This is a genomic window from Propionigenium maris DSM 9537 (assembly GCF_027925155.1).
Lineage (GTDB): Bacteria > Fusobacteriota > Fusobacteriia > Fusobacteriales > Fusobacteriaceae > Propionigenium > Propionigenium maris.
Window position 1 is genome coordinate 19,651 of the sequence record NZ_BSDY01000012.1, and the last position, 25,610, is coordinate 45,260.

24 protein-coding genes and 1 riboswitch are annotated in these 25,610 nt (G+C 42.7%); of the genes, 4 read left to right on the forward strand and 20 right to left on the reverse strand.

What is annotated here, in order from left to right:
- Window positions 1-50: 50 nt before the first annotated feature.
- Window positions 51-1,034 (reverse strand): AIR synthase family protein, encoded by a 984-nt coding sequence (locus QMG11_RS12700; RefSeq protein WP_281836431.1) that lies wholly within the window; start codon window positions 1,032-1,034, stop codon window positions 51-53.
- A 61-nt stretch (window positions 1,035-1,095) separates the two neighbouring features.
- Window positions 1,096-1,950 carry an energy transducer TonB gene (locus QMG11_RS12705; RefSeq protein WP_281836432.1) on the reverse strand — a complete coding sequence of 285 codons (855 nt, stop codon included), beginning with the start codon at window positions 1,948-1,950 and terminating at the stop codon, window positions 1,096-1,098.
- A 149-nt stretch (window positions 1,951-2,099) separates the two neighbouring features.
- Window positions 2,100-2,274, forward strand: a riboswitch (cobalamin riboswitch).
- A gap of 87 nt (window positions 2,275-2,361) precedes the next feature.
- On the opposite strand from QMG11_RS12705, the gene QMG11_RS12710 reads away from it, so the two are divergent.
- Entirely contained in the window at window positions 2,362-4,338 is a 1,977-nt protein-coding gene (locus QMG11_RS12710; protein WP_281836433.1) for a TonB-dependent receptor family protein, read from the forward strand.
- Between the two features lie 37 nt (window positions 4,339-4,375).
- On the opposite strand, the gene QMG11_RS12715 is transcribed toward QMG11_RS12710, so the two are convergent.
- The gene (locus QMG11_RS12715) at window positions 4,376-5,863 is read right to left on the reverse strand and encodes a cobyric acid synthase (RefSeq protein ID WP_281836435.1); all 1,488 of its coding nucleotides are present in this window, start codon (window positions 5,861-5,863) and stop codon (window positions 4,376-4,378) included.
- A 209-nt stretch (window positions 5,864-6,072) separates the two neighbouring features.
- On the opposite strand from QMG11_RS12715, the gene QMG11_RS12720 reads away from it, so the two are divergent.
- Window positions 6,073-7,041 carry a TIM barrel protein gene (locus tag QMG11_RS12720; protein ID WP_281836437.1) on the forward strand — a complete coding sequence of 323 codons (969 nt, stop codon included), beginning with the start codon at window positions 6,073-6,075 and terminating at the stop codon, window positions 7,039-7,041.
- Between the two features lie 512 nt (window positions 7,042-7,553).
- On the opposite strand, the gene QMG11_RS12725 is transcribed toward QMG11_RS12720, so the two are convergent.
- Entirely contained in the window at window positions 7,554-8,861 is a 1,308-nt protein-coding gene (locus tag QMG11_RS12725; protein WP_281836440.1) for an MATE family efflux transporter, read from the reverse strand.
- A 360-nt stretch (window positions 8,862-9,221) separates the two neighbouring features.
- Complete coding sequence (locus tag QMG11_RS12730) at window positions 9,222-10,271, reverse strand: ABC transporter substrate-binding protein (RefSeq protein WP_281836441.1); 1,050 nt, start codon at window positions 10,269-10,271, stop codon at window positions 9,222-9,224.
- Between the two features lie 359 nt (window positions 10,272-10,630).
- On the opposite strand from QMG11_RS12730, the gene QMG11_RS12735 reads away from it, so the two are divergent.
- Both QMG11_RS12735 and QMG11_RS12740 read left to right on the forward strand, forming a co-directional pair.
- Entirely contained in the window at window positions 10,631-10,765 is a 135-nt protein-coding gene (locus QMG11_RS12735; RefSeq protein WP_281836442.1) for a hypothetical protein, read from the forward strand.
- A gap of 156 nt (window positions 10,766-10,921) precedes the next feature.
- Entirely contained in the window at window positions 10,922-11,203 is a 282-nt protein-coding gene (locus tag QMG11_RS12740; protein WP_281836444.1) for a hypothetical protein, read from the forward strand.
- 44 nt (window positions 11,204-11,247) lie between these two features.
- Here the strand turns inward: QMG11_RS12740 and QMG11_RS12745 are convergent, their stop codons facing one another.
- The 15 genes from QMG11_RS12745 to QMG11_RS12815 form a co-directional block, all read right to left on the reverse strand.
- Complete coding sequence (locus tag QMG11_RS12745) at window positions 11,248-12,225, reverse strand: FUSC family protein (RefSeq protein ID WP_281836446.1); 978 nt, start codon at window positions 12,223-12,225, stop codon at window positions 11,248-11,250.
- 324 nt (window positions 12,226-12,549) lie between these two features.
- A complete protein-coding gene (locus tag QMG11_RS12750; RefSeq protein ID WP_281836448.1) occupies window positions 12,550-13,044 on the reverse strand; it encodes a toxin-antitoxin system YwqK family antitoxin in 495 nt (164 codons plus the stop codon).
- Window positions 13,045-13,058: 14 nt separating this feature from the next.
- The gene (locus QMG11_RS12755; RefSeq protein WP_281836449.1) at window positions 13,059-14,057 is read right to left on the reverse strand and encodes a hypothetical protein; all 999 of its coding nucleotides are present in this window, start codon (window positions 14,055-14,057) and stop codon (window positions 13,059-13,061) included.
- 210 nt (window positions 14,058-14,267) lie between these two features.
- Window positions 14,268-14,771 (reverse strand): hypothetical protein, encoded by a 504-nt coding sequence (locus QMG11_RS12760; protein WP_281836450.1) that lies wholly within the window; start codon window positions 14,769-14,771, stop codon window positions 14,268-14,270.
- A 72-nt stretch (window positions 14,772-14,843) separates the two neighbouring features.
- The gene (gene tgt / locus QMG11_RS12765; RefSeq protein ID WP_281836451.1) at window positions 14,844-16,010 is read right to left on the reverse strand and encodes a tRNA guanosine(34) transglycosylase Tgt; all 1,167 of its coding nucleotides are present in this window, start codon (window positions 16,008-16,010) and stop codon (window positions 14,844-14,846) included.
- Entirely contained in the window at window positions 16,011-18,179 is a 2,169-nt protein-coding gene (locus QMG11_RS12770; RefSeq protein WP_281836530.1) for a RelA/SpoT family protein, read from the reverse strand.
- A 127-nt stretch (window positions 18,180-18,306) separates the two neighbouring features.
- Complete coding sequence (locus tag QMG11_RS12775; protein WP_281836452.1) at window positions 18,307-18,819, reverse strand: adenine phosphoribosyltransferase; 513 nt, start codon at window positions 18,817-18,819, stop codon at window positions 18,307-18,309.
- 44 nt (window positions 18,820-18,863) lie between these two features.
- Window positions 18,864-20,504 carry a GspE/PulE family protein gene (locus QMG11_RS12780; protein WP_281836453.1) on the reverse strand — a complete coding sequence of 547 codons (1,641 nt, stop codon included), beginning with the start codon at window positions 20,502-20,504 and terminating at the stop codon, window positions 18,864-18,866.
- A complete protein-coding gene (locus QMG11_RS12785) occupies window positions 20,505-20,939 on the reverse strand; it encodes an NUDIX domain-containing protein (protein WP_281836454.1) in 435 nt (144 codons plus the stop codon). It abuts the gene before it with no gap.
- Window positions 20,940-21,073: 134 nt separating this feature from the next.
- A complete protein-coding gene (locus tag QMG11_RS12790) occupies window positions 21,074-21,973 on the reverse strand; it encodes a tetratricopeptide repeat protein (protein WP_281836455.1) in 900 nt (299 codons plus the stop codon).
- An 18-nt stretch (window positions 21,974-21,991) separates the two neighbouring features.
- On the reverse strand, window positions 21,992-22,654 hold the full coding sequence (locus tag QMG11_RS12795) for a DUF502 domain-containing protein (protein ID WP_281836456.1): 663 nt from the start codon (window positions 22,652-22,654) through the stop codon (window positions 21,992-21,994).
- On the reverse strand, window positions 22,651-23,928 hold the full coding sequence (locus QMG11_RS12800; protein WP_281836457.1) for a hemolysin family protein: 1,278 nt from the start codon (window positions 23,926-23,928) through the stop codon (window positions 22,651-22,653). Before QMG11_RS12800 ends, QMG11_RS12795 begins: the two co-directional genes overlap by 4 nt.
- A gap of 66 nt (window positions 23,929-23,994) precedes the next feature.
- Entirely contained in the window at window positions 23,995-24,438 is a 444-nt protein-coding gene (locus QMG11_RS12805) for a CBS domain-containing protein (RefSeq protein WP_281836458.1), read from the reverse strand.
- 51 nt (window positions 24,439-24,489) lie between these two features.
- Window positions 24,490-24,936 (reverse strand): nucleoside-diphosphate kinase, encoded by a 447-nt coding sequence (gene ndk, locus QMG11_RS12810; RefSeq protein ID WP_281836459.1) that lies wholly within the window; start codon window positions 24,934-24,936, stop codon window positions 24,490-24,492.
- A gap of 150 nt (window positions 24,937-25,086) precedes the next feature.
- Complete coding sequence (locus tag QMG11_RS12815) at window positions 25,087-25,584, reverse strand: GNAT family N-acetyltransferase (protein WP_281836460.1); 498 nt, start codon at window positions 25,582-25,584, stop codon at window positions 25,087-25,089.
- Window positions 25,585-25,610: the final 26 nt, after the last annotated feature.

Here is a 25,610-nt window from a genome sequence, read left to right on the forward strand (position 1 = left end):
CATACGAAAAAATCCCCCTGCTTTCCCAGGGGGATTTGACATAATTTTATCTATACTACCTTGTAGAGCTCATCGCTTTCAGGTTCACCAATCTCCTCTATAAAGCAGCCAGAGATCATAACCTTGCTTTTCTCCTCTGTCAACCTTCCTATGTTGCTCCACTCAATTCCCTCAGAGGACAGTTTCCTTCCAAGGACCTCATAGTTCTCTGGAGATACAACCAGAAGCATGGAACCACTGGAGATAAGTCTCAGGGGATCTATCTCAAAGTGATCGCAGAGAGCCTTGGTAGACCTGTGAATTACAAGCTTCTCCCTATAGACCTCTGCTCCCAGTCCGTAGAACTCACTCATCTCCCACACAGCTCCCAGGATACCTCCCTCGGTAACATCGTGCATACCCTTTACATAGGAGGAGGCCACAAGGCCCTCCTTCACTACACTGGTTTTATCCAGCATACCCTTGGCTTCAGCTAGGATCTCCTCTCCCAGGTTTTCCAGGATATCATTCTCTTTTTCATAGGCTATTATTCCTGTTCCCTCTATTCCCACTCCCTTGGTGAGAACCAGAATATCCCCATCAACAGTTTCCTCCCTGGATTTATAGTCCTTTTTATACCCTATACCTATGGCAGTCACCGAGGCTACAATCTGATTTACCACCCTTGTGATTTCTGTATGACCGCCTATTATAGATACACCTATCTTCTTACACTCTGCCTGGGCATCCCTCATTATCCTGTCCAGTTCCTCCCTGCTTGTCCCCTCGGGAGCAAGGATAGTTAGCATAAGCCCCACCGGTTCTACCCCTGCTGTGGCTATGTCATTACAGTTTATATTTACTGCCAGCTTTCCCAGCTCCTCACTTGTTCCTGTGATGGGGTCACTAGAGATATAGGCTACCTTCTCTCCGAAATCCATAACTGCACAGTCCCCACCTATCTTGGGATCTGTAAGGATCTCCTTCCTTCTTCCCTCTATATTATTAAATATTAGCTCTCTTAAATCCGATGCTTTTAACTTACCTACTTCCATAGTATCTCCCCTAACTTATATTTTAATTCACTTCAACTAAATCTGTGCTACCTTCATCTTTTTAGCTGTTCTCTATACTAAACCTAAAGCTCTTATGAAATTTCATATTTACCAGCTGTCCCTTATACTCTATAGGGGTCAGCCTCCAGTTTTTCAGAATCTTTTCCACCTCATTGGCGAAACCAAACTTATCCCTCTCATCTACAAACCTAAAATCTTCAAGGTTTCCATTGCTGTCAAACTGCATTACTACCCTTACAACCATGTCTCCCTTGAACCCCAACCTCTTAGCTACACTTGGATAGGTAGGTTCTGGGTTTGAAATAATCCCATAAGAGAGCCCCTTGACTCCCTGATGTTTTGCAGATAGACTTCCGTCCGAGAGCCTCACCAGTCCTTCATCCAGATCGTTCCCGTCTGCGGATCCCGCTGTGAGGTCTTTATCTCCTGTCCCTTCTACAGCCTCTTCACTTTCTTCTGTAACCTTTGGATTATCTGCTGCAGCCTCTTCCGAGGCATCCTTGGTTATCTCTTCCGCTGCTTCTGAAGCTGCTACAACCTCAGGCTTTTCCTCTGATTTTTCCTCTGGTTTCTTTTCCACCCTCTCAGCCTTCTTTTTTGGCTTCTCCACAGGCTTCCTTTCAACCTTCTTCTCTGGAACCTTCTTCTCTACCTTTTTTTCTTCCCTTTTTTCCTCTTTCTTTATCTCGGTCTTTTTTTCAACTCTCTTCTTTTGATCCTCCGATCCGCTGCCCTTCTTGGCCTCGGATGGGGTTCCCGCCTTGGACGAGGTCATCCTTACCTCTATCCTCTCTCCAACTCTTCCTATCTTCTGTGGGGGGGTTTGAGGCATCCTCATCACAAAGGCTACCACCATTAAATGTATTATACACGATACTACCAGTTCTCTTATCACTTTTTTCTCCCAGATTTTCTTGAATTTGCTTCCTTCATTTCATCTGCAAATTATACCATTCTACTGTTTTTTTTCAAAGTGTATTTTTTCCGGTAGTTTTGAAGGAATTTCTATTGACTTTTTCATATTTTTTTTGCTACAATTTCCTTGAAAATTAATAAACCCATGGTTTGATTTATTCAATTAAAAGGGAAGTAAGGTGAAAAACCTTCGCGGTCCCGCCACTGTAATACCGACGAAAACACATTACCACTGAGATAATCTCGGGAAGGGTGTTAGTAGGATGACGTTAGCCAGGAGACCTGCCATGGTGATCAATAAGATACTTGCGAGGACAAGGAAGTCTTAAAATACTCTACTTTTTGTATTTTACTACTTCTCTCCTCAAAGTTTAATAGGGAGAGTTTTTTTATGAAAAAGAAGTTATTTATCGGGGCTTTTATTGCATGTTCACTCACAGCTATGGCAGCTGAGGAGGCGTTTTTCTTCGAGGAGGGGACGGTAACACAGAGACTGGAAGAGAGTGTTATCACTACTACTGGTTTTGAAAACAATGTACGTAATACACCTAAGAATATATCCATCGTTACCAGCGAGGATATCGAAAACAAGGGTGCTAAGGATATAGGGGATGCCCTAGAGGGAGTTCCTGGAGTTAGAGTTTCAAGAAAATTTGGTGGAATCCAGGTAGATCTAAGAGGTCAGGGGGAAGCTAACCACTCAAATACCCTTATTCTTATAGATGGTATCAAGCAAAATCCTGTGGATATGGGAGGAGCCAGACTGAGCGGCCTTTCTGTGGAAAATGTAGAGAGGATCGAGGTTATTCCAGGAGGAGGAGCGGTACTCTATGGTGACGGAGCTGTTGGTGGAATAGTTAATATCATCACCAAAACAAATGCTTCCAATGAAGGAAATAGAACGATCTACTCCGAGGTAGGAAATAACGGCAGATTCCGTTACGGAGCTGGATACGGAGATATGATTGCCGATAAGTTATTCTTCCAGTTAAACTATGAGGATTCCAACTACGACGGGTATAGAGACAATGGAGATAAGGATACTGAAAATATAGAGACAGCTCTTAGATACCTTATAAACGATACAGATTCCATAGGGTTTAAGTATGCTCGTTACACTGAAGATTACGGAATGCCTGGGTCCCTTACAAGAGATCAGGTGAATGATGACAGGCAGCAGACTACATCTCCTGATGAGAATGCAGATTACAAGAGGGATTCATATACTCTGAGCTACAAGAATAGACTTGCAGATGGTCTCGACTTTTCAATAGACGGAAACTACTCCGAGGCTGATTATGACAGCTACAACAAATCAGGGACCTCAACAGCCTATGATTTAGAGGAGATTAGTATTAAACCTAAGTTAAAGTTTACATACCTTGAGGACTCCAACATCATCTTTGGGTACGACTACTACAAAGGTCAGTCTGAAAACAGCTACTACTATGGAAGTAAGGTAAACAGAGATCTAGAAAAGGAATCTCATGCTGTATTTGCTATGAATACCTATAACTGGAACAACTTCCAGTTTACCCAGGGGTTCAGATATGAAAAAACCGAGTATGACCTAGATGCTAATGGAGAAACTGACTGGATGGGTAACCCTGTGGAGTATAAGGACGATACCCTTAGAAACCATGCCATCGATCTGGGAGTTAACTACTTCTACTCAGATACTGGTAGTGTCTATGCGACATATACAAAGGGGTTTAGAACTCCCAACACAGATGAGTTAGCCCTAGCTGACAGTGATCTCGAAGAGCAGACTCATGAATATATTGAGATTGGAGTAAAAGATGTTATCTGGAACTCCTATGTAAGTGCCAGCATCTTCAAGTTTACAGCAGAGGACGAGATCTACTACGATAGCGGAGCTAATAATGGAGCTGGAGCTAATACAAACTTAGATGGTAAGAGTGAAAAGACCGGTGTGGAACTATTTGCTGAGCAGTACTTTGGAAGGCTTACTATCAACGAGACATTTACATACCTCGATACCGAGATGAAGGACGGACCATATGAAGGAAATGAAATCCCTGGTGTATCAAAGTATGTAGCAAGCCTTGGAGCTAACTATAAGGCTACAGATGAGCTGACTCTAAACCTTACTGGTAACTACTATGGAAGAGCTTATGCATCTAGTGATTACACCAATGAGGGGGAAAAGGTCAACGACTACATCACTGTGGATACAAAGATCACATACGATTTCAAGAATGGTCTGAAGATCTATGGTGGAGTAGATAATATCTTCAATGAAAAGTACTACGACTATGTGGGAGACTATAACGGTATGGGAACATATAGAAGCTACTATCCTGCCGCTGAAAGAGAGTACTATGTAGGATTCAAATACAACTTCTAATATAAAAGGATGTGATCTGAGATCACATCCTTTTCTTCTACTTCAATATCTCATATATCCTTTCCATATCCAGGTGTTCCCTCAGGTGGTTCTCCCACTTGTCAAACTCCTCTGCCTTTCTCGCTTCATAATCTACCATCTCAGATCTTTCAGCCACTCCCTTACCTCTTCTCAGGTAGTTCAGGATGTGTCTTGTAAACTCACCATTATCAAATATCCCGTGGAGATAGGTAGCCATCACATTGTCCCTGTAGTAGCTCACATTTTCCTCTCCGCTGAGAAAGGCTCTATTCCTCCCTGAACTCTGTCCCTGATGGATCTCATATCCTCTAACCTTTACTCCAGAAAGCCCCTCCAGGATACCCTCACACTCTGTGATAGCCTTCTCCACCTGGTAGGTGGACTTTATCTCACCCATTGCAGTAACTATATCCAGAAGTCCCAGGGCACCCTCTCCCCCGTGAACACTCTCTACACACATAGGGTCCTCTATCCTTCTTCCCAGTATCTGCAGTCCTCCGCATATACCGAAGATCAGCTTCCCCCTACCTGCTTCTTCTGCTATCTTCTCTGCTATTCCCCTCTCCTTCATAAAGAGAAGGTCTCCAATAGTGTTTTTAGATCCAGGGATTATAATCATATCCTCATCTCCCAAATCCTCCACACTGTCCACATAGTTCAGGGCCACTCCCTCATAGAACTCAAATACATCGAAGTCTGTGTAGTTGGACATCTTTGGAGTTCTTATAACAGATATGGTTATCTCATCCCTTGTTTTTTTAGAGGTCAGCTTCTTAGCCAGGACATCCTCCTCCTCTATCTTCACCTCTATATGGGGAACCACTCCCACCACTGGTATGGGATACCCCTCATCAGCCAGCCTCTTCTCTATCATCTCTATTCCGGGGGTTAGAAGTTCCACATCTCCCCTGAACTTATTTATAACCACTCCCTTTATCCTTGCTCTGTCTTCCTCATCCAGAAGCATTATGGTTCCGTAGATCTGGGCAAAGACTCCTCCCTTTTCTATATCTGCCACCAGGATTACAGGAGCATCTATCAGCTCTGCCATCCCCATATTAACCACATCTACACTTCTCAGGTTTATCTCTGCAGGGCTTCCTCCCCCCTCCAGCACACCTATATCATAATTTTCCTCTATCTTGGAGTACCCCTCAAGGGCCACCTCCCTCAGTTTCTTTGTGTTGCTGAAGTACTCCATGGCATCCATATTCTTATGGGCCACTCCCATGAAGATTATCTGAGAGTTGTTGTCGCTATTGGGCTTCATAAGTATGGGATTCATATATGCCCTTGGAAGGGTCCCTCCCATCTCAGCCTGTACCACCTGAGCTCTTCCCATCTCTAAACCATCTATGTCCACAAAGGAGTTTAGAGCCATATTCTGTGATTTATATGGAGCCACGGTATATCCGTCCTTATAGAATATCCTGCACAGCCCCGCTGTAATAAGGCTCTTTCCCACAGAAGACCCCGTCCCCTGCACCATTATCTTTTTATGCATATTTCATCCCCCGCTATATGTTATTTCCTCTATTATACAAGAGCTGCCCTGACCTTTCAAATTCATTTTTGGTACCCATCCCTTCCCACCCATTTAAATATTTTATCCTACTTCTCTATCCCCTTTATAATAAGTATTGGTATAGCCCTTATTTCTATGATAATCTATATACAGACAATATTAACTGTATCAGAATAAAGGAGACACCTATGAAACTGCTGAGCTTTTTCCCAAATAAAAATAATATGGAGCACTTCAACCACTCCTGGGGGGATGTTTCCTCCTATATTGATGGTTTGGGGCTGGACGGCATCGAGACTATGATCGGTACCTACCACCCGACTTCATATTTAGAGGGAGCGCCAGTGAGGGGACTCCACCTTATGTACTTTCCCACATGGCTGGATTTCTGGAGGGAGGATCATGAGGCTCTCATAGAGAACTTTGGCTCCTCTGAGAGGGTAGAGAGGTACTTTGGTGGAATGAAAAGGGATCTCCTGATAGATCACTATAAAAAGGAGTTTGAAAATGCCAGGGAGCTGGGGGTGGAATATATGGTCTTCCATGTTTCCCACGTGAACCCGAGGGATATCTTTACCTTCACCCACGACTATACCTCCCGGGAGGTTATAGAGGCCGCTGTGGAGCTAATAAATGAGGTCTTTAAAGGAGAGGGCCCGGCCCTTCTTCTGGAAAACCTCTTCTGGCCCGGTCTGGACCTCAGATCCAACGAGGATACTCGGTACCTCCTAAATTCCATAAACTATAGAAACAAGGGGATTCTCCTGGATACATCCCACCTCATCTGCACCAACAAGGATATCTCCACCTTCGATGAGGGGGCCGAATATATCCTGGATAAGCTGGAATCCATGGGAGAGCTCACTAAATACATCAGGGGAATCCACCTGAACGCCTCTACTCCCGGTCCCTATCTCAAACAGGACTTCTCCCATAAGCTTAGAAAATGGGAGGAGGCAGACAGCCTGGATCAGTTTCATATAGAGGGAGAGCACATTAAAAATATAGACACCCATTCCGTCTTTGAAAGCCACAAGGTTAGAGAGATCCTAGATAGAGTTCCCTGGGAATACCTTACCCTGGAGCTCGCCTCTAAGGATGTGGCTGAACTAACTGAAAATGTAAAAAAACAGCTCCTCTTCCTAGAGGAGCTCTAAAAAATAAAGTATTCTAAACACTTGCTACAAATTACACTAACTAAGCAAGTCAACTTTATAAAGGTTCTTCGTTATTAAGGTGTCCAAAGTAGTCCATATATCTTTACAACTGAAGAATCTTAAGTTGTAGTAGTTGTCTGCAGGCTATCGTCGGGCATCACACCAACAACCTGCTTCATTGCGTAACTGTAAAATAACGATATTTATGAGTATATTTTTCATTTCTCAGATTTTTAAAGAAATTCTGAGTTTCATCATAAGTTCAGGCTCTGTAGAGAGCCCAGAAAAGCAATGGAAACCTTGTTATACTTATAAAGACAATTGCCGGAAGTCTTGATTTTTCGGATACATTTGTATCAAGACAAAGGTATCGAAGTTCTTTGATTACTATCTTTTGCAGAGTTCTTAATTTATAAAGTAAATCTCAAAAAATTAACTTTTATAACCAATAAAGAAAGTAATCTTAAAACGAATATTTATTAATATTAAAAAAACCGGCATCGCCGGTTCTTCTACTTACTCCTCTTAGAGATTACCCACCCTATTCCAAAGGTCATAAAATCCGCAAAGGGAAGGGATAACCATATTCCATCCACCCCTATTAGCTTGGGAAGACTCACAAGGCCTATCACCACAAACACCATACTCCTTACAAGGGAGAGGAGGTTCGCCACAAGGGACCTCTCCATAGATTGAAGATAGGATATATTGATAAAGTTTGCCCCTAAAAATATCATGGCACTTGAGTAGAGAAGAAGTCCTCTGGAGGCTATCTTTATAAGCTCATCATCTCCATTGAAGAGCTCCACCATCCACTCCCCCTTAAAGTATACTCCCACTATAATAAGAAGAGCTGTAATAAAGGCTATCTTATGCCCCTGGATCAAGGTTGCCTTCACCCTTACCCACTTCTTAGCCCCGAAGTTATAGCTCACTATAGGCTGAATCCCCTGGGCAAGTCCGCTGAAGATCATCCTGAAGATATAGAAGATATAGGCTATGATGCTGAAAGCCGATACTCCTATCTCCCCCAGATAATCCATGAGAACATTGTTAAAGGAGATACTTACCACTGCCACTGCAAACTCCAGTATAAATGATGGGAATCCATTATTCATAATACGCAGGATACAGCTCATCCTTATAGGAGTTATAGCCGGTCTTATACTACACTTCCTTCTGAAGAAGTGTCCCGCCAGATAGATAAAGGATACTCCCTGGGCTATTCCCGTAGCAAGGGCTGCTCCCTTCATCCCCATATCCAGCTGAAATATAAATAGCCAGTCTAAAAATATATTTGTAACGGCACCTAGGGCCATGGAAAACATAGCATAGGTAGGCGCCTTATCATTTCTTACCACTGCATTTAGAGATACTGAAAGCATAAAGAAGATGTTAAAGATCACTCCCGTTAAAAGGTAGTCCCTTACCATCTCAAAGAGTCCCTCGCTGCTTCCCAGTAGCTCAATTATATATCTGTAGTTAAATACTACCCCTGTGGTTATTATTGCATAGGATATAATATTTAATACTATTAAGTGGGTCAGGTACCTTCCGGCCTCTTCCTTTTTTCCCTCTCCCTGTAAAACAGATATTACCGTAGCTCCTCCCACACCAAACATCAGGCTTAGAGCCACTCCAAGGGTTATTACCGGGTAAGCGATATTAATTGCCGCAAGACCTCTTCCTCCCATTCCCTTTCCTATAAATATCCCGTCTATTATTACATAGAGGGCACTTATAAGCATTCCTGTCACTGCAGGAAAGGAAAAGTTAAAGAGAAGCCTGTTTATTGAGTCCCTTTCTAGATCAAATTTCATTTCACATCTTCTTGCTCCTTAAATTAATATGTCCAAAACAGACAGATAAATTTATCATATAGAAGCCCTAAAGTCAATCATTTATCTATCTTTTTTCACTCCTCTCAACCCCAGTGTTTCCAGTGTTTTCTTAACAATTTTAACGTTTAATTTCAGAGCACTTTTCTGTGGTTTTTTCTATAGGAAGTAACGTGACGTTGCATCCCAATAACCAGTTGGAACACCCAATATTTCACATAATTTTTTTATAAATTCTATACCTTCCTTAACAATAAAAAAAAGAGGATAATTATCCTTAAATCATCCCCTCTAGTCCTCTTACTTTCCCCCTATCTTTAGGGTTTAAAGATAGAGCTTTCTCTACTTCTCTCCATATATTGCCTCATATATTATAGGAATTCCTACGTTTACAGCCCTTACTCCTGGAAGGTTGTAGATATCTGTATCCACCTCTATGAGTTTCCCCTCCCTCACAGCTCTCAGAAGGGAATACTTCTTCTCACTTCTCAGGTTATCTATATCAGTCCTGCCTCCTATTATATACTCTGGATCCTTGGCAATGAGCTCCTCTAAACTGTAGTTCCACCCCTTCTTGTCTCCCGCTATATTCACTCCACCGCTGTGGACAATAAGATCTCCTATAAAGGTATCTCCTCCTGCTGTATACTCAGCTCTTCCTGTACCAAGGGCATAGTAGACTGTTGGGTTGGTTGCGTGACCTCTTCCCCTGTTCATATACTCAGCTGCCCTGCTTTCAAGGGATGCCGCTAGGATCCTTGCCCTTCCCTCTACTCCAAGAGCCCTTCCAAGGTCTATCAGGTGCTCATACATCTCCTTAAGGTTTTTAGGAGTTTCATATATCCTGTAGTCCACCCCTACCCTCTTAAGCTGGGCTACAAACCCCTCATTGTAGTGAGCTTCCATAAGAACTATCCCTGGATTTCTCACCATTACCTTTTCAAAGGATGGTTCCAGCATACTTCCCACATCTGCCACCTTTTTGGCTTCCTCTGGATACACACAGTAGATGGTTCTTCCGCTGATATTTTCTCCTAGCCCCAGGGCAAATACCTTCTCAGTTATTCCAGGAGACAGGGATACGATTCCCTCCCTGGGTTCCTCCGGTTCATAGATCCCTGCCAGGGCTTCCACAAGATAGGTGTTGTAGTAGGTCTTTCCTCCCCTGACTATCCTTCCCTTGGAAAATTCCACCAGATACCCATTTAAACAAACACTATCCTCATCAAAGGTCAGGGTATTCTCTCCAGCTTGGAGGTTCTCCCCCCTTACCTCTATTCCTTTTTCTTTTACCTCATCCTCTGAATAGTAGACCACTCCTCCAGCCTCTATCTGAGCAAATATAAGGATTGAATTTATAAATATACTCAATGCTACAACTATCTTCTTCAACTGTCCACTCCCGTCTTTTTTTATTAATTATATCATCTCCCCCTGCCATTTAAAACAACTTTCTTTTTACCGAACTCTGCTAATTTCCAATCAAACTGTATTTTTTTAGTTCGTTTTTTCTCAACTACAAATTCATTTTTTCACTTTTTACTTGATTTTTTTAACCGTGATTAAGTCAACTTCCTCTAGCCCAGCATTTTAAAGGTGAATTTGTCCATTATTTTTTCGATACCTTTATTTTAGTATTTGTGTACTACAAAAAAGGTAGATAAAAAATTAATTATTATTTACAGAGGGGATATTTCAGGATATAAATTGAGTAAATAAGAAGCTTAATTTAAAGAAAAGGAGTGATTTTAATGAATAATGCTAAGTGCCCACACTGTGGAAATATCGTTACCACTGGAGATGCAAACTACTATGCTTGTGAGAAGTGTTCTTCTATGTTTCACACTGTAGAGAACAACGGAAAGATTGAAGCTGAGTTCGAGTAAAACATACTATTATTGGTAGCTTCACTTATGGAACCGGGACCAGAGGATAATCCTCTGGTTTTTTTTATTTCCATTATTTTACGTCAGATGACGTCGAAAGCTGCTAACTCATCCCATATAATGGTATTATAATTTATTGATAACGGAGGTAGAACTTTGAATAAACATTACTATATATCGAGCGAAGGAAAAATTACCAAGAGTATTATCTTTGGGGAACCCTATATCTCTATCAACTGTGGTTCGGTCCTGGACTTTAGCCCTGCAAAAGTAAAAGAACTCCTCTCAAAAAATACATCTTACAACATAGACCTGATCGAGGAATCCATAGCAGAGATCCATCACAACAGGGATATCTTCTTTATAAGGGAGGATAACACCATTAAAAATACTCCTTCAGAGATAAGTCTTGAGGATTTTCTCTGCTCAATTAAATAATTAACTATAAAAGGCTTGTATCCCTTATGGATACAAGCCTTTCTTTATGAGCAACTTTTTTCAGCTTCCTTCATGGGAAGGAGAACACTCACTGCAACTGCTATTCCCCCTCCAAGTAGTGCCAAAAGGATCCTCTGTTTTATAAGAAAACCAAAGGGCGCCATTCCTGCTGAATAGAAGAAGAAGTTAAGGGTTATAAAGGTTACTGCTGTAAGGTAGCAGCTTCTCATAAACAAAAAAGCCAGGTAGAGGGCCACTGCTGCCAATAGATATGCAATAAGCTTGGAGTCGATCCTGTATGCCATTAAAAAATAAAGTACTCCTCCCAGTACAGTTCCCCCCACCCTCTTCATGACCTTGGGAAGGATCTCATCATCTATTGGAAGATGGAGTATTATAAATGTATATGCCATCCAGGCTTCCAGGCTTCTTCCCATATACCTTCCAAGCATGAGACCTGCCCCTACTCCCAGGGACATCCTCAGAGCATACCTAAACCTTATAGCCCTGCCTGCCTCTTGCCTTGCAACTTCTCTCCTCTCCACAGGCCACAAAACCTTCTGAGAGGTAAAAGCTATCAATACTCCCACAAATATGGAAAATATCCTTCCTGGAACCTTCTCTGGAGAGATCCCCATACTTAGCAGGTGTATTGCCAGGGGAGTAAGAAACATGGGAACTCCCCTGTAGTAATCGTCTCTCTCTGTATAAACAAGGAAAAATGTATAGAGAAGGGAAAGTAACGGAAGATAGGGCCCCTTTAATGCCGCCAAGGATACAGAGATAAGAGAAAGCATCATAAACCCTCCCTTCCTCTGGGCAAGCCCCCTGCTGCACCCTATCTCTATATTGCTCATATAGAGAATAAGGGCTGTAATCCCGCAGATAAATCCCTCCTCTATTCCAAGAAGATAACCGGAAAGTGTTAAACCAGATAAAGTTATTATAAAAAGCCTGTCCGCCATGGCTTTAACAGCAGGATGGGGGATTCTTCCCCCTATAAATTTCATTAAAGATCTCATCTAATAGCTCCCCCTTATTTTAGTCACTTCCAAATATTATATCACCCCCTCTATAAAAAACTGTTGCATAAACAACACTTTTATACCGTTTAATTATCACCTATTATCCTCTTACCTTACATTCAAAAAAATAAAGAGGAGCCTCTCAAGGCTCCTCTAATGGAGGGCTAAACATATAAAACTATTGAAAGTTTTATAATCTATCACATAAATTGGATTATTCTTCCTTCATACTCCCATTATAGATAATAATCTCAGCCATGGAAACGTCAGCTGACACTACTAATCTTCTATCTTTTCTGTCACTTGAACTCAGAGTAGCAGCTATTCCTCCCTGCCCTCTCTGTACTTCTTCCTCAAAACTTCCCTTCCCTCTGCATCATAGCCGATTACCTCGCCGTGAAGTACTCCTCTTCTATACCTTCCCTTGGCCTCTACCTCGCCATTACTATGATAGAGAGTATACCTGCCGTCCAGCTGTCCTCCGCTATACCTAATGTTCTCACTGAGCTGGCCGTTTCTATAATATGCCTTCACCTCTCCCATAAGCTTTCCACTCTTATACCTTCCCTCTTCCTTCTTCTGTCCGTCCTCGTAGTAGAAAATATAGTCTCCGTCGAGAACTCCCCTTCTGTAGGACATCTCACTGGCTACCTGGCCATTCTCATACTTGTGCACCAGCACTCCCGTATAGGGTTTATCCTCATTTATAATATAGACAATTCCATTCCTGAACTGTCCCTTTGAGTTGTTCTCCTCCCTTTCACTGCAGCCAGCTAAAAGAAGGACTGTAAAAATTATCAAAAATATCTTCTTCATCTATTCTCCTTCTCCTAAGAAATAGGATTTGTTGGTTTTGGTCTCTCTATTGGATTTTCCGGTGTTGGCCTTTCTATTGGATGCTCCGGTCTGGGCCCCTCTATTGGATTCTCTGGCTTGGGAGAATCTGGTTCCTCTGGCCTCTCATAGCCTATCCTGTCCAGGGATCTTTCATATTTATCCACAGCCCTCTCCGAGTGCCATATGCCCCTTTCAGTTACTCCCATATTTCTCAGGTCCTCCGATGTCAGTCTCCCGTTTACATAATCATTTACTGCCTGATCTACATCTCCATCTATTCCAGACATCCTGAAGTTCCTTCTTACAGTCCTCTCAGCCTTAATCTCTTCCTTTCTGGCCTTCTCCTCGGTCTTGCTGTCAAAGGACTCCTCCCTTTTCAGCTTCCCCCAGTTCTTGTGAGCGTCCTTCACCTCTGTAGGCTTTTCTATTGGATGCTCTGGTGCAGGCCCCTCTATTGGATGACTTGGTTTTGGCCTCTCCACTGGATGAGTGGGTTTTGGCCTTTCTATTGGATGACTTGGCTTAGGTCCCTCTATGGGGTTGCTTGGTTTGGGTCTCTCCACTGGATGACTTGGTCTCGGTCTCTCTATTGGGTTGCTTGGTTTTGGCTTCTCCACTGGATGAGTGGGCTTTGGCCTCTCTATTGGATTTCCCGGCTTAGGATCGATCTTTACTCCTTTCCCCTGGGAGGCCGCTTCCTTCTTCTTTGTGTTCTCCCTCTTATTCACCTTATCTGTTTTTCTGTCTGTCTTCTTTTGTTCTGAGTTACCCTTGTTATCTCTTCCCTTATCGGATCTTCCAGACCCCTCTCTGTTACCTCCACGGTCGGAGTTGCCCCCTCTGTTTCCGCCTCCACGGTTGTCATCTCTTCCGGAGCTTTCTCTTCCTCCGCCGCCTCCGTTTCCATTTCCATTTCCATTAGCCCTGGCATATACTTCACCACTGGATAAAATTAAAAATACTGCCATAAAACTAATTAATATCTTCTTCATAACTTCCCCCTTTTTATCACTCTAAGATATTTTATATGAGGTTTGTGATATCCAGGTGATGAGAAGATAAAGGAAAACTAAAAAGCAACGTGACGTTGCATCCTGGTAGTCAGTAGTAACACCTATGGCTTAACTTAATTTTTTTATAAATTCTATCCTTTCCTTAACAATAAAAAAAGGTCCTAAACCCATTGGGTTTAGGACCTCACATTAAAATAACTGAATACCAAATATCATAGATAACTGCTTAAGATCGTCGCTTCCTCTCCTGTCATCATCCACCTTGGTTATAGAGTAGAGCAGCTCTGCCTGGAATAACAGGAATTCAACTCCAGCTCCAGCTCCAAAGTAGTAACTTCCATCTGGGCTTGATCCGCTCACATCATCTCTGGTATAGAGAACCTTACCGACCTTACCTACAAGATAGGGCTTTATTCCAACGGGAATAATGTTATACCTTGCCATTAAGTAAGCTGGAACAGTTTCCATGTTAGCACCGCTTGTTTTACCGTTGTATGCAATACCTGCACCGATATCCAAGAGCACTAAGGACTGCTTTACCTCAAAACCTATTGTCGGAGCATAGCTGTCAAAGGATGTATCCCTTCCATTGTAATCCCCTGAGTTGGTGATTCCTCCAATCCTCAGGTGTCCGTCTACAGCAAGTGCTGACAGAGACATCACTACAAACAAAACTGCAACTAACTTCTTCATCTTCTTCTCCCCCTAGTATCTTTTATTAGTAACTCATGGATTCTATCACTTTAATATGATGCTTTGGTGATGCTACTCTCCAATCTTCTTGGGCTTAATCCACTCACTCTTCTTCCCCTGAGTGTAGTTAGCCTCAAACTTTTCCTTATACTCTAGGAACCTCTCCTCCTTGATCGCCTCTCTGGCACCATTCATCATCTTGATTAGGAAGTGAAGGTTGTGGTATGTCGCCAGCTTCAGACCAAGCATCTCTCCTGCTTTGAAAAGGTGTCTTATATATGCCCTTGTAAAGTTCTTACATACATAACAGTCACAATCTTCATCTAGAGGTCTTGGATCCTCAGCATAGGCAGCATTCTTTATAACAAGTCTACCATACTTTGTAAATACAGTTCCGTGTCTTCCAATTCTAGATGGCTGTACACAGTCCATCATATCTATTCCAGACTCTACAGCTTCAAGCATGTCGATAGGCTCTCCTACACCCATAAGGTATCTAGGCTTATCCTCTGGCAGCTTCTCCACTATGTAGTCAAGGATCCTGTACATATCCTCTCTAGGCTCTCCTACAGCAAGACCTCCCACAGCATAACCTGAGAAGTGCTCATCCATCTCCATAAGCTCATTCATACTCTTCTCTCTCAGGTCCTCATAGATTCCCCCCTGAACTATTGCAAAAAGTCCCTGATCCTCTGGTCTCTTGTGTGCATCGATACATCTTTTCGCCCATCTTGTGGTTCTTTCGATAGACGGGATCAGATACTCTCTAGATGACATCCCTGGAGGACACTCATCAAATAGCATAACTATATCCGATCCAAGGTTATTCTGGATATTTATAGATTTTTCAGGGGAGATAAACTGCTTGGAACCGTCGATATGGGATCTGAATTCCACTCCCTCCTCCTTAATCTTTCTGATCTCTCCTAGACTGAATACCTGAAACCCTCCGCTGTCTGTTAGGATCGGCTTATTCCAGTTCATAAAGTTATGAAGTCCCCCGAACTTACCTATAAGCTCATCTCCTGGTCTCAGGAATAGGTGGTAGGTATTTCCTAGTATGATCTGTGCTCCTAGTTCTGCTACCTCTTCCGGGTTCATAGTCTTAACTGTAGCCTGAGTTCCCACAGGCATAAATACAGGAGTTTCTACCTCACCGTGGGGAGTCATCACCTTTCCTGCTCTTGCTTTTCCATTTTTATGTTGTAACTCATAAGTTACAGGTAACTTTTTTGACATTTATCCTCCTTGCCTTTGAATCCTAATAACATCCTTTATCGATGAAAGGTGTTTTAATAGTTTTTCATAATCTTCTTTTTTAGATATTTCTATTGTAAACTTTATATTTATAAATCGATCCAGCCCCTTTGGTATGAGGTTGGAGTTTACTCCTATTACATTTATCTTGTGGTTGGCTATGATAGATACCAGGTCCATAAGGATGTTTGGCCTGTCCACCACAAAGGTATTAAAGCTAAACTGATACTTGTTGAGCTTCTTCTCGATGATGGTTTCATCCCAGTTTACATCTATCTCCCTGGCAGGATCGCTCTTTACCATTCCAGCATAGTTTTTACAGTCCCTTCTGTGAACGGCAATACCTGCTCCCTTGGTGATATAACCACCGATATCATCTCCAGGAAGAGGAGTACAGCACTTGGCAAACCTTATAAGGGTGTTGTCCAGTCCTGCTACAACAACTCCAAAGTCATTCTTCTTTCCACTGCTCTTCTCCCTCTTTGTCTCAGAAAGGGCTTCAATATCTATCTCCTTGGTAACTTCAGGTTTAAACCTTCCTGCAAGAACCTCGGCCTTACTTCTGCTCTCAGCTATTCTGAAGTAGAGGTCTTCCTTACTCTGAATACTATGTCTATCCAGATACTTAGCCAGTACCTCACTGGACTCAAACTCCTTCATAGTTACTCCCACCTTGGAAAGCTCCTTCTCCAGAGTGTCCATTCCGATCTTGACATTTTCATCAAACTTCTTTTCCTTGATCCATCTACGTATCTTATTCTTGGAGCTCTGGGTGACAACTATATCCAGCCAGTCACTTCCAGGACCCTTGGCATTCTTAGAGGTGATTACCTCTACCCTGTCTCCATTCTGAAGCTTATAGTCAATGGGAACTATCTTATCATTTACCTTGGCCCCCACACACTTATATCCAATCTCCGTATGGATATGGAAGGCAAAATCAAGGGGAGTAGCTCCCTGAACTAGCTCCACAACATCTCCCTTAGGGGAGAATACAAATACAGTTTCCTGAAGGATATCTCCAGTCACCGTCTTCACAAACTCCTCTGAGTTGTCTGCCTCCTGCTGCCACTCATTTATCTGCTTTAACCACGAGTAAACCATATCCTTCTTGCCTACCTTGGACTTCTCCTTATAGCTCCAGTGGGCAGCTACCCCGTCCTCAGCCACGTTATGCATCTCCTGGGTACGTATCTGAACCTCTATAAACTTACCCAGAGGCCCTACAAGGGTGGTATGGATAGACTGGTATCCATTGGATTTGGATACCGCTATATAGTCCTTAAACCTTCCTGGTACAGGTTTATAGTTGCTGTGAAGTATCCCCAGGGTATTGTAGCAGTCCCCCTCAGTTTCCACAATAACTCTAAGGGCTATAAGATCATATATCTCATCAAACTCCTTGCCCTTTTCATACATCTTCTTATAGATACTGTAGAAGTGCTTTGGCCTTCCAGATACCTCTCCAGGTATATGGGCATCCTTTAGGAACCCCTTTATCTCAGATATTGCCCTGTTGGTATACTCCTCCCTCTCTCCCCTCTTGGAGTTTATGAGTTTCACCAGCTTTCTGTAGATATCGTGCTCCAGGTAGAAGAGGCTCAGATCCTCTAACTCCCACTTTATCTTAGCCATCCCCAGCCTGTGTGCCAGAGGAGCGAAGATCTCCAGAGTTTCCCTGGCAATCCTCTCCTGCTTATGACTTGGCATAAACTTAAGGGTTCTCATATTGTGCAGTCTGTCTGCCAGCTTTATAATAATTACCCTGATATCCTGGGCCATGGCAACTATCATCTTCCTGATATTTTCATGCTGCTTCTTGGTCCCCTTGGGAAGTACGCTCAGCTTGGTAACCCCGTCCACAAGGTTGGCTGTTTCCCTTCCAAAGTTATACTCTATCTCAGAGACCGGTATCATCGTATCCTCTACTATATCGTGAAGTATACCGGCTACTATAGTGTCTGTATCCATCTTCATCCCCATAAGTATCTTGGATACCTCTACTGGATGAAGTATATAGTCATCTCCTGATTTTCTATACTGCCCTATATGACACTCCTTGGCAAATTCATAGGCCAGTATGATCTTTTCAGAGTCTACATTTAAGTTATTTTCTTTTATGGCATCTAGTATTTCTCTCCTATACCCCATAGCCTCACTTCTCCTTGTTAAATATAAATTCAAGGACTCATACCTCCCCATGAGATATCCCTCCTAAAATCTATATTCATAGATTGAATTATAGGCGGCTGCAGTGAGCCGCCTGAATATCAATATCTTAGTAGTTCATCAGTGTCATTACATCGTAATCTGCAAGCTTCTCTCTTCCCTTTAGGTCATCAAGCTCAATCAGGAAAGCCAGCCCGGCTACTACTCCGCCTAGCTCCTCTATGATCTTCACTGTAGCTTCTACAGTTCCTCCAGTTGCAAGAAGGTCGTCTACAATAATTACTCTCTGCCCTGGCTTTATAGAGTCCTTGTGCATGCATAGAGTGTTTGAACCATACTCTAGATCATATTCATATGATACTACTTCTCTAGGAAGTTTTCCAGGTTTTCTTACTGGAGCAAATCCAATCCCCATCTCATGTGCCACTGGACACCCGAATATGAATCCTCTTGCTTCTGGACCTACTACAAGCTCAGCTTCCTTCTCCCTTGCAAATTTTACAAAGGCATCTGTTGCCGCCCTGTATGCTTCCCCATTTCCAAGAAGTGGAGTAATGTCTCTAAACTTTATTCCCTCCTTTGGGTAGTCCTCTACAAGAGCTATATAATCTTTTAAATTCATCTTTTCCTCCTAATACTCTAACTGATTTAATCTTAAATTACATCTTAAATATCATCTTGGGCAACTCTAAGGACCTCTTCCATGGTTGTTACTCCCTCTAAGACCTTTTCATACCCCTGTTGCTTCATCGTTTTCATTCCCTTGGATTCAGCTTCTCCCTTGAGGGTCTCAGTACTCGATCCCCTGCTTATGAGGGACCTCATATCCTTGTCCACCATGAGAAGTTCTATAAGAGCTGTTCGTCCCTGATACCCGGTGTCTCTGCACAAACTGCATCCATTGGCTTCATAGATTGTACTTCCAAGATCCACTCCCAGAGCCTGGGCTTCAGCCTCTGTAACCTGCCTCTCTCTCTTACAGTGAGGACATAACCTTCTTATAAGCCTCTGTCCCAGCACCCCTGCAAGGGTAGCTGACAGAAGAAATGGCTGTACTCCCATATCTATAAGTCTTGATATGGTTCCCACTGCTGAGTTGGTGTGCAGGGTAGAAAATACCAGGTGACCTGTCATAGCTGACTCTATAGCGATCTCTGCTGTCTCTAGGTCTCTTATCTCTCCTATCATGATTACATCTGGATCCTGTCTCAGTACCGATCTCAGCCCGCTGGCAAAGGTCAGTCCCGCTCCCGGATTTATCTGTACCTGGTTGATTATCTCAAGCTGGTACTCCACTGGATCTTCAAGGGTAATGATGTTTTTTTCCAGACTGTTTATCTCATTTATAGCTGCATAGAGGGTAGAAGTTTTTCCACTTCCTGTAGGCCCTGTTACAAAGAATATACCGTTGGGTCGGGAGATAAGGTTTTCTAGGTTAGCCAGGTTTTCTCCCTGAAATCCAAGGCTTTCAAGACTTACCCTTACATTGTCCTTATCCAGCAGTCTGATTACCACCTTTTCACCAAAAACCGTTGGAAGGGTGGATATTCTCATATCTATGGATCTCCCACTTAGCTCGGTTTCAACTCTCCCATCCTGGGGTATCCTTTTTTCAGTGATATCCAGCTTAGCCATTACCTTTATCCTGGAAATAATAGCCGAATGCATCCCCTTGCTGTAGGTCATCATCTGATGGAGGATTCCATCTATTCTGAATCTGATCCTTACAATGGTAGCCTCTGCCTCTATATGGACATCACTGGCTCCCTCCATTACAGCTTTTTTAAGGACTTTATCTACCACATCAACTGCAGATATATCTCCGTGCTCCTCCTTGGAGCCCTCTCTGCTGTCATCCTCTCCCTTCAAAAATACAGGGGAGTAGTATTTTTCAATGGCGTTCCTTACCTCATCTCCATTGGCTATAGCCTGGGATACTTCAAATCCGCTGGCCTCCTCTATGGCATCTATGGCAAATATATCCAGAGGGTCATCCATTGCCACGTGGAGTACTCCGCCATTCTTAGAGATGGGAACAACATTAAACCTCTCTGCTACCTCTCTTTTCAGACTCAGTATGGCTTCCTTTTCCACTGCTGCTCTGCTCATGGAGATATATGGAATCCCCATCTGCTCTCCCAGCACCTTGAGGATCTCCTCTCCACTGATGAGTTTCATCTCCACCAGGATATCTCCCAGCTTCTTACTACTTCCTCTTTGTTTTTCCAGGGCTTCCGACAGTTGTTTGGGAGAGATCACTCCCTCATCTACCAGAATATCTCCCAGTCTTTTTCTTACTCTGACCATCTATTCCCACCTATTTCCCAAGTACCTCAGTTCCTTTTTTCCGCTAAAATATTCCTTTAATTCCCTCTTCATATTTGGGTATAGTGTTACCTTATCTAGTTCCTCCACTGGCAGAAAGGATACTTCCTTGAGAATTCCCTCATCTCCCACACGAAGCTCTCCTCCAGTGTACTCCACTTCAAAGGTCATATGAATTATATGTCTGGACTTATCTGGGGCTATTCCCTGAGATACAAAGGCCATCCTTCCTATCTCCACATCTATGTTACACTCCTCAAGAAATTCTCTCTTGAGGCTTGCCTCCATCGTTTCACCGTAGTCTACTCCCCCACCAGGCAGTAGCCAGTAGCTATTCTTACCTTTTTGATGTCTGATTAGAAGAATCTTACCATCCTTTATCAGTATTCCTGCTGCTCTTACTCTAGGTTTTTCCACGGAGCTCTCCCCCTTTTCATCAATATGAAAACTGACTTAAATTATACCACAATATACTCTCTAACTCAAACTCTCATCTCTAACATACTCTATATTTAAATAATAGCGGTGTAGGATACACCGCTATTATTACTTTAAGATATCTGCTTTAAAAGTTTATCTATCCTCTCCACTTCCTCAGTATCCCCTATTCTATTCATAACCTCTTTTTTTAGTTCCAGGTACTTCACGTCATACTTGTATCTGTCCGATACCATTCCTATGGAGTTTTTAGCTGTAGTATCATTCCCTGCACTGAGGGCTACCTTGGCAAGCTGCATATAGAGGAGGTCTCCCCCACCGTTTTCTGCCAGATACTTCTTGAGAACCCTCACAGCCTTCTGGTTCTCTCCAAATCTCTCCGACAACATACTGCTGTAAAAGAGGATGTAGGATCTGTCGTTCCCATACTTTTTATAGCTGTCTTCAAGAGTCTGATAGAGCTCCATAAACTTTCTCTCATCTATCATCACCTGACTATACACTGTATAGAGCTCAAGGTCTAAGTACTCATCCACAAGGAGAGCTTCCTTTAGTATAGGATAGGCTTCCTCCCTCCTTCCCTCCTTAGCTGCAATAAAACCTCTCAGCTTGAGGGTAAGTACATCTATGGCATCCTTGGAGACCATCTCCAGGTATTTCTTTGCTTCCTCATAGTCCCCCTTGGCATAGTTTATAAGGGCCAGGTTCTTATAACTCACCTGATCGCTGTCATCCTCTGTCACTGCCCTCTTATAAAAGTCCTCTGCTTTTTCAAAGTTGCCCAGTTCTCCATATACAAGTCCCAGCTCCCTGAGGGTTATGGGGTTTTTATTGTTTTTTGCATAGGCCTTCTCATACTCCTGAAGTGCCTCTAAAAACTTCCCCTCCTGGGAAAGGTTTATTCCTCTAAGGATGTAGTACTCCTCCTTATCCAGATTCTTAGTTGCCGGTTTACTGTTTGAACATGCTGTAATAAATATCAAAGTCAATAAAATAAAAGAGATTTTTCTCATATTTTCACCTGCCATCTATTATTTTTCTGCTGTTTCAGGTAACACTGCTCCTCCGGATATGATAAGTTTCACTGCCTCCTCTACCTTCATATCAAGGACTCTGGCTTCACTCTCCTGCACCATTACAAACATTCCCGATGTTGGGTTTGGAGAGGTAGGTATAAATACATTAAGTAGCTTGGGTCTTCCTGTTATATCTTCAAAGTATTCATTTCCGTCGCTGGTTAAAAAACCTAAGCTGTATATCCCCTTTCTGGGATACTCTAAAAGTACCACCTTCTGGTAGGATTTTGATTTATCTGAAGATACCAGACCTGTGATCTGGCTCAAAGTAGTATATACTGATTTTATTATAGGTATCCTTGTAAAGAGCTTCTCCAGGCTGTTGGCTATCTTTCTTCCTATTACAAGCTTCAGGGTCATCCCTACAATGGTAACTCCAATAAACACACCTATTACAGCCAGTACATATACTGTTATCTTTATATAGACCTCAGCTTCCTGCCTAGTGGTGATGCTCTCCATCTTTAGAAGGTAGTCTGTTATATACTTTACAACAAATGAGTTACCTATAAAGGTAATTACAAGCTTGGCTACCCAGGAAACAAAATATATTGTTAGTACAACTGGAAGTACCGCTATAAGACCTGTATAGAACCAATTCTTCATCCTGCTTTTCATTCTTCAACCTCATCACTAATTTTATGTAGTAATACCTTTGATACCCTCATCTTATCCACTTCCAGGACATTTATCTTTATACTTCCAACCTGGATGCTGTCTCCCACATCTGCTACCTTACCCATCTCAGTTACTACAAGTCCTCCAAGGCTCTCATAGTCCTCAGATTCAGGCAGCTCGATGTCTAGCTCCTTATTGAGGGTCTCGATGTCTATCATTGCATCTACTTCATATACCTCATCGCCCACTGCTTTGATGAGCTCATCCTCTTCCTTATCGTACTCATCCTGTATCTCTCCCACTATCTCCTCGATAAGGTCTTCAATAGTAAGAACTCCCACAGTTCCTCCGTATTCATCCAGAGCTATGGCAATGTGTACCTTTTTTCTCTTAAACTCCTCCAGTATCTCCATTATGGATTTTGTTTCTGGTACGAAGTATACCTCTCTCAGGTAATCTCCCACAGGAACATCTGTCTTACCGGATTTTACAATATCCAGAAGGTCCTTCAGGTAGAGGATTCCAATGATATTGTCTATCCCCTCCTCATCATATACAGGTATTCTGGAGAATCCGTTTTCCTTTATCTCTTCCCATACCTCATCTATAGTCTGATCCGCTTCAAGGGCAAACATAGATGTTCTCGGAGTCATTACCTCCTTGGCGCTGGTCTCTCCAAACTCAAATATCGAGTGGATCATCTCCTTTTCATCCTCTTCTATTACACCCTCAGCCTCTCCTACATTTACATAGGAGATTATATCCTCCTCTGTAATCATGAGGTTCTCATCGCTTATATGTATTCCAAAGATCTTTCCTATTACCTTGGATATAAATATGAGTACTTTGATCACCGGCAGTGTTAGCAGTGATACATAGTAGATAGGTAGAATAACAAGCATGGCTACCTTGCTTGAGTAGTTCTTTGCCACAACCTTGGGAGTGATCTCACCAAAGATCAGTATAACCACTGTCATACACAGGGTTACCATTGCTATGGCTCTTCCGCTGTTTCCAATCATTGCAAATGTTACCGCTGTAGCTATGGATGAAGCCAGAATATTCACGATATTATTTCCTAAAAGTATTCCAGTAAGCATCTCATTTGGCTTCTTCAGCCACTTCCTGAGAAGCTCTGCTACCTTTGGATGCTCATCCTCTACATCCTCCAAATTGTTACTCTTAAATGCCGTAAGTGCTGTTTCTGAAGCTGAAAAGAAGCCAGAAAGCCCAATTAAAATTATAAGTAATATAATTTCGCCGTACGTGTCCAAGTTAAATTTACACCTTCCTTTTTAATCAATCATTTATTTATATAGATAGCCTGAGGCTAGCTTATATTAAAAACAATTGTAGATGAGGTCGCTTTTGGTAATAATTCCCCTCAGCTCACCCTTCTCTACTACCAGAGTATAGGGATATCCCTCCTCCAACATCTTAGTTACCACTTCCTCTAGATCGTCCTCCTCACCGCTTACCAGGTAGTCCTCCGACATAAGCTCCTTGGCTTTATAGGAGGATATCTTCTTGAGCTTTTCCTGGAAGTTTTTATTTCCTGGAAGAGTTATGAGAAGATCCCAGAAAGCTATCACTGGAGGCAGGGGAGCCTTCTCCTCCCTGATGAGGATATCATCCCTTGTAACTACCCCTAATATCCTTCCGCCTTCCACTACAGGCAGTCTTCCGATACCCTTTTCCTTCATAAGGGATATTATCTTATCCAGAGTTTCCTCTGGGGATATTGTCACAACTTTCCTGTTTATTACATCCTTGATTTTTTTCATAATTTTCCTCCATTCTAGCATAAAAATAATCAAATAACAATATAGCTTAAGTTAATATACCCAGGGCTCCAGATAGAGTTTATAAGCCATAATTTCTTCGGGTTTAAAAAAGTTTTTTATCTCCCTCTCAGCGCTCTCTGCAGAGTCCGATGAGTGCACTATATTCTTTGTGGTATCCATGGCAAAATCTCCCCTAATGGTCCCCGCTTCAGCCTCTAAGGCCCTTGTAGCTCCCGCCATCTTTCTCATAGTGGCTATGGCCTTCTCTCCCTCAACTACAGCCAGCACCACGGGACTGGAGGTAATAAAGTTTATAAGGGAGTCGTAGAACTCCTTCCCCTCATGCTCTGCATAGTGCAGACTGGCTTTTTCTCTACCTATTATATCTAACTTCAGGGCGGACAGCTTTAGCCCCTTCCTCTCTATCCTTCCTATTATCTCTCCTACGAGGCCCCGTTCCACACCGTCGGGTTTTATTATCAGCAAAGTTTTTTCCATATTGCACCCCCTCCTTCTAAATCATATACCCCCTTTCCCCTATTTTCTTTTTTTCAAGTATGCATTTTTACTGGTGTTTTAGACCTTCAGATGATTTTCTTCAAATTAAATTTAGCAGGTCTGCACGGGACCTGCCACCTGAGCTTAAAACTACTCTATAATATATTCAAGAAAATTCTCCCCATGGTCCTCCTCGCTCCTTAAAAACCTTCCTCCATTACCTTGAATAACTCTCCTGGAAGCCTCGTTGTTCTCACCGCATGTGACCCTGAGATCCTCTATCCCCATCTCTCTGGCCTTGGCTATCCCAAGTTTCAGAATCTCCCTGCCATATCCCCTCATCCTCATAGAGGGGGGAACATCATACCCTATATTTCCATGGATCGGCACAGCCCTGTGCCTTATCCTTATATTCCCTCTGATCTCTGTCTCATCCTCATCCACCAGCCAGTAGGTGGTTGTGGCCACATCTCCCTCTGGTAGATCTATTCCCCGACTGATCTCTCCTAGTCTTTCAAGGTAGTTCTCCATATTCTGGAGTCCCTCCTCATACTTATAGTAGTAGTGCCACTCCTCCTCAACTCTATAATCCTCTGCCATTCTTTTGAAGGCTTCCTCCATACCAGGTCTTGGTAGTATCAGTTTCATCCCTCTATCACCGCCTTTTAAGAATA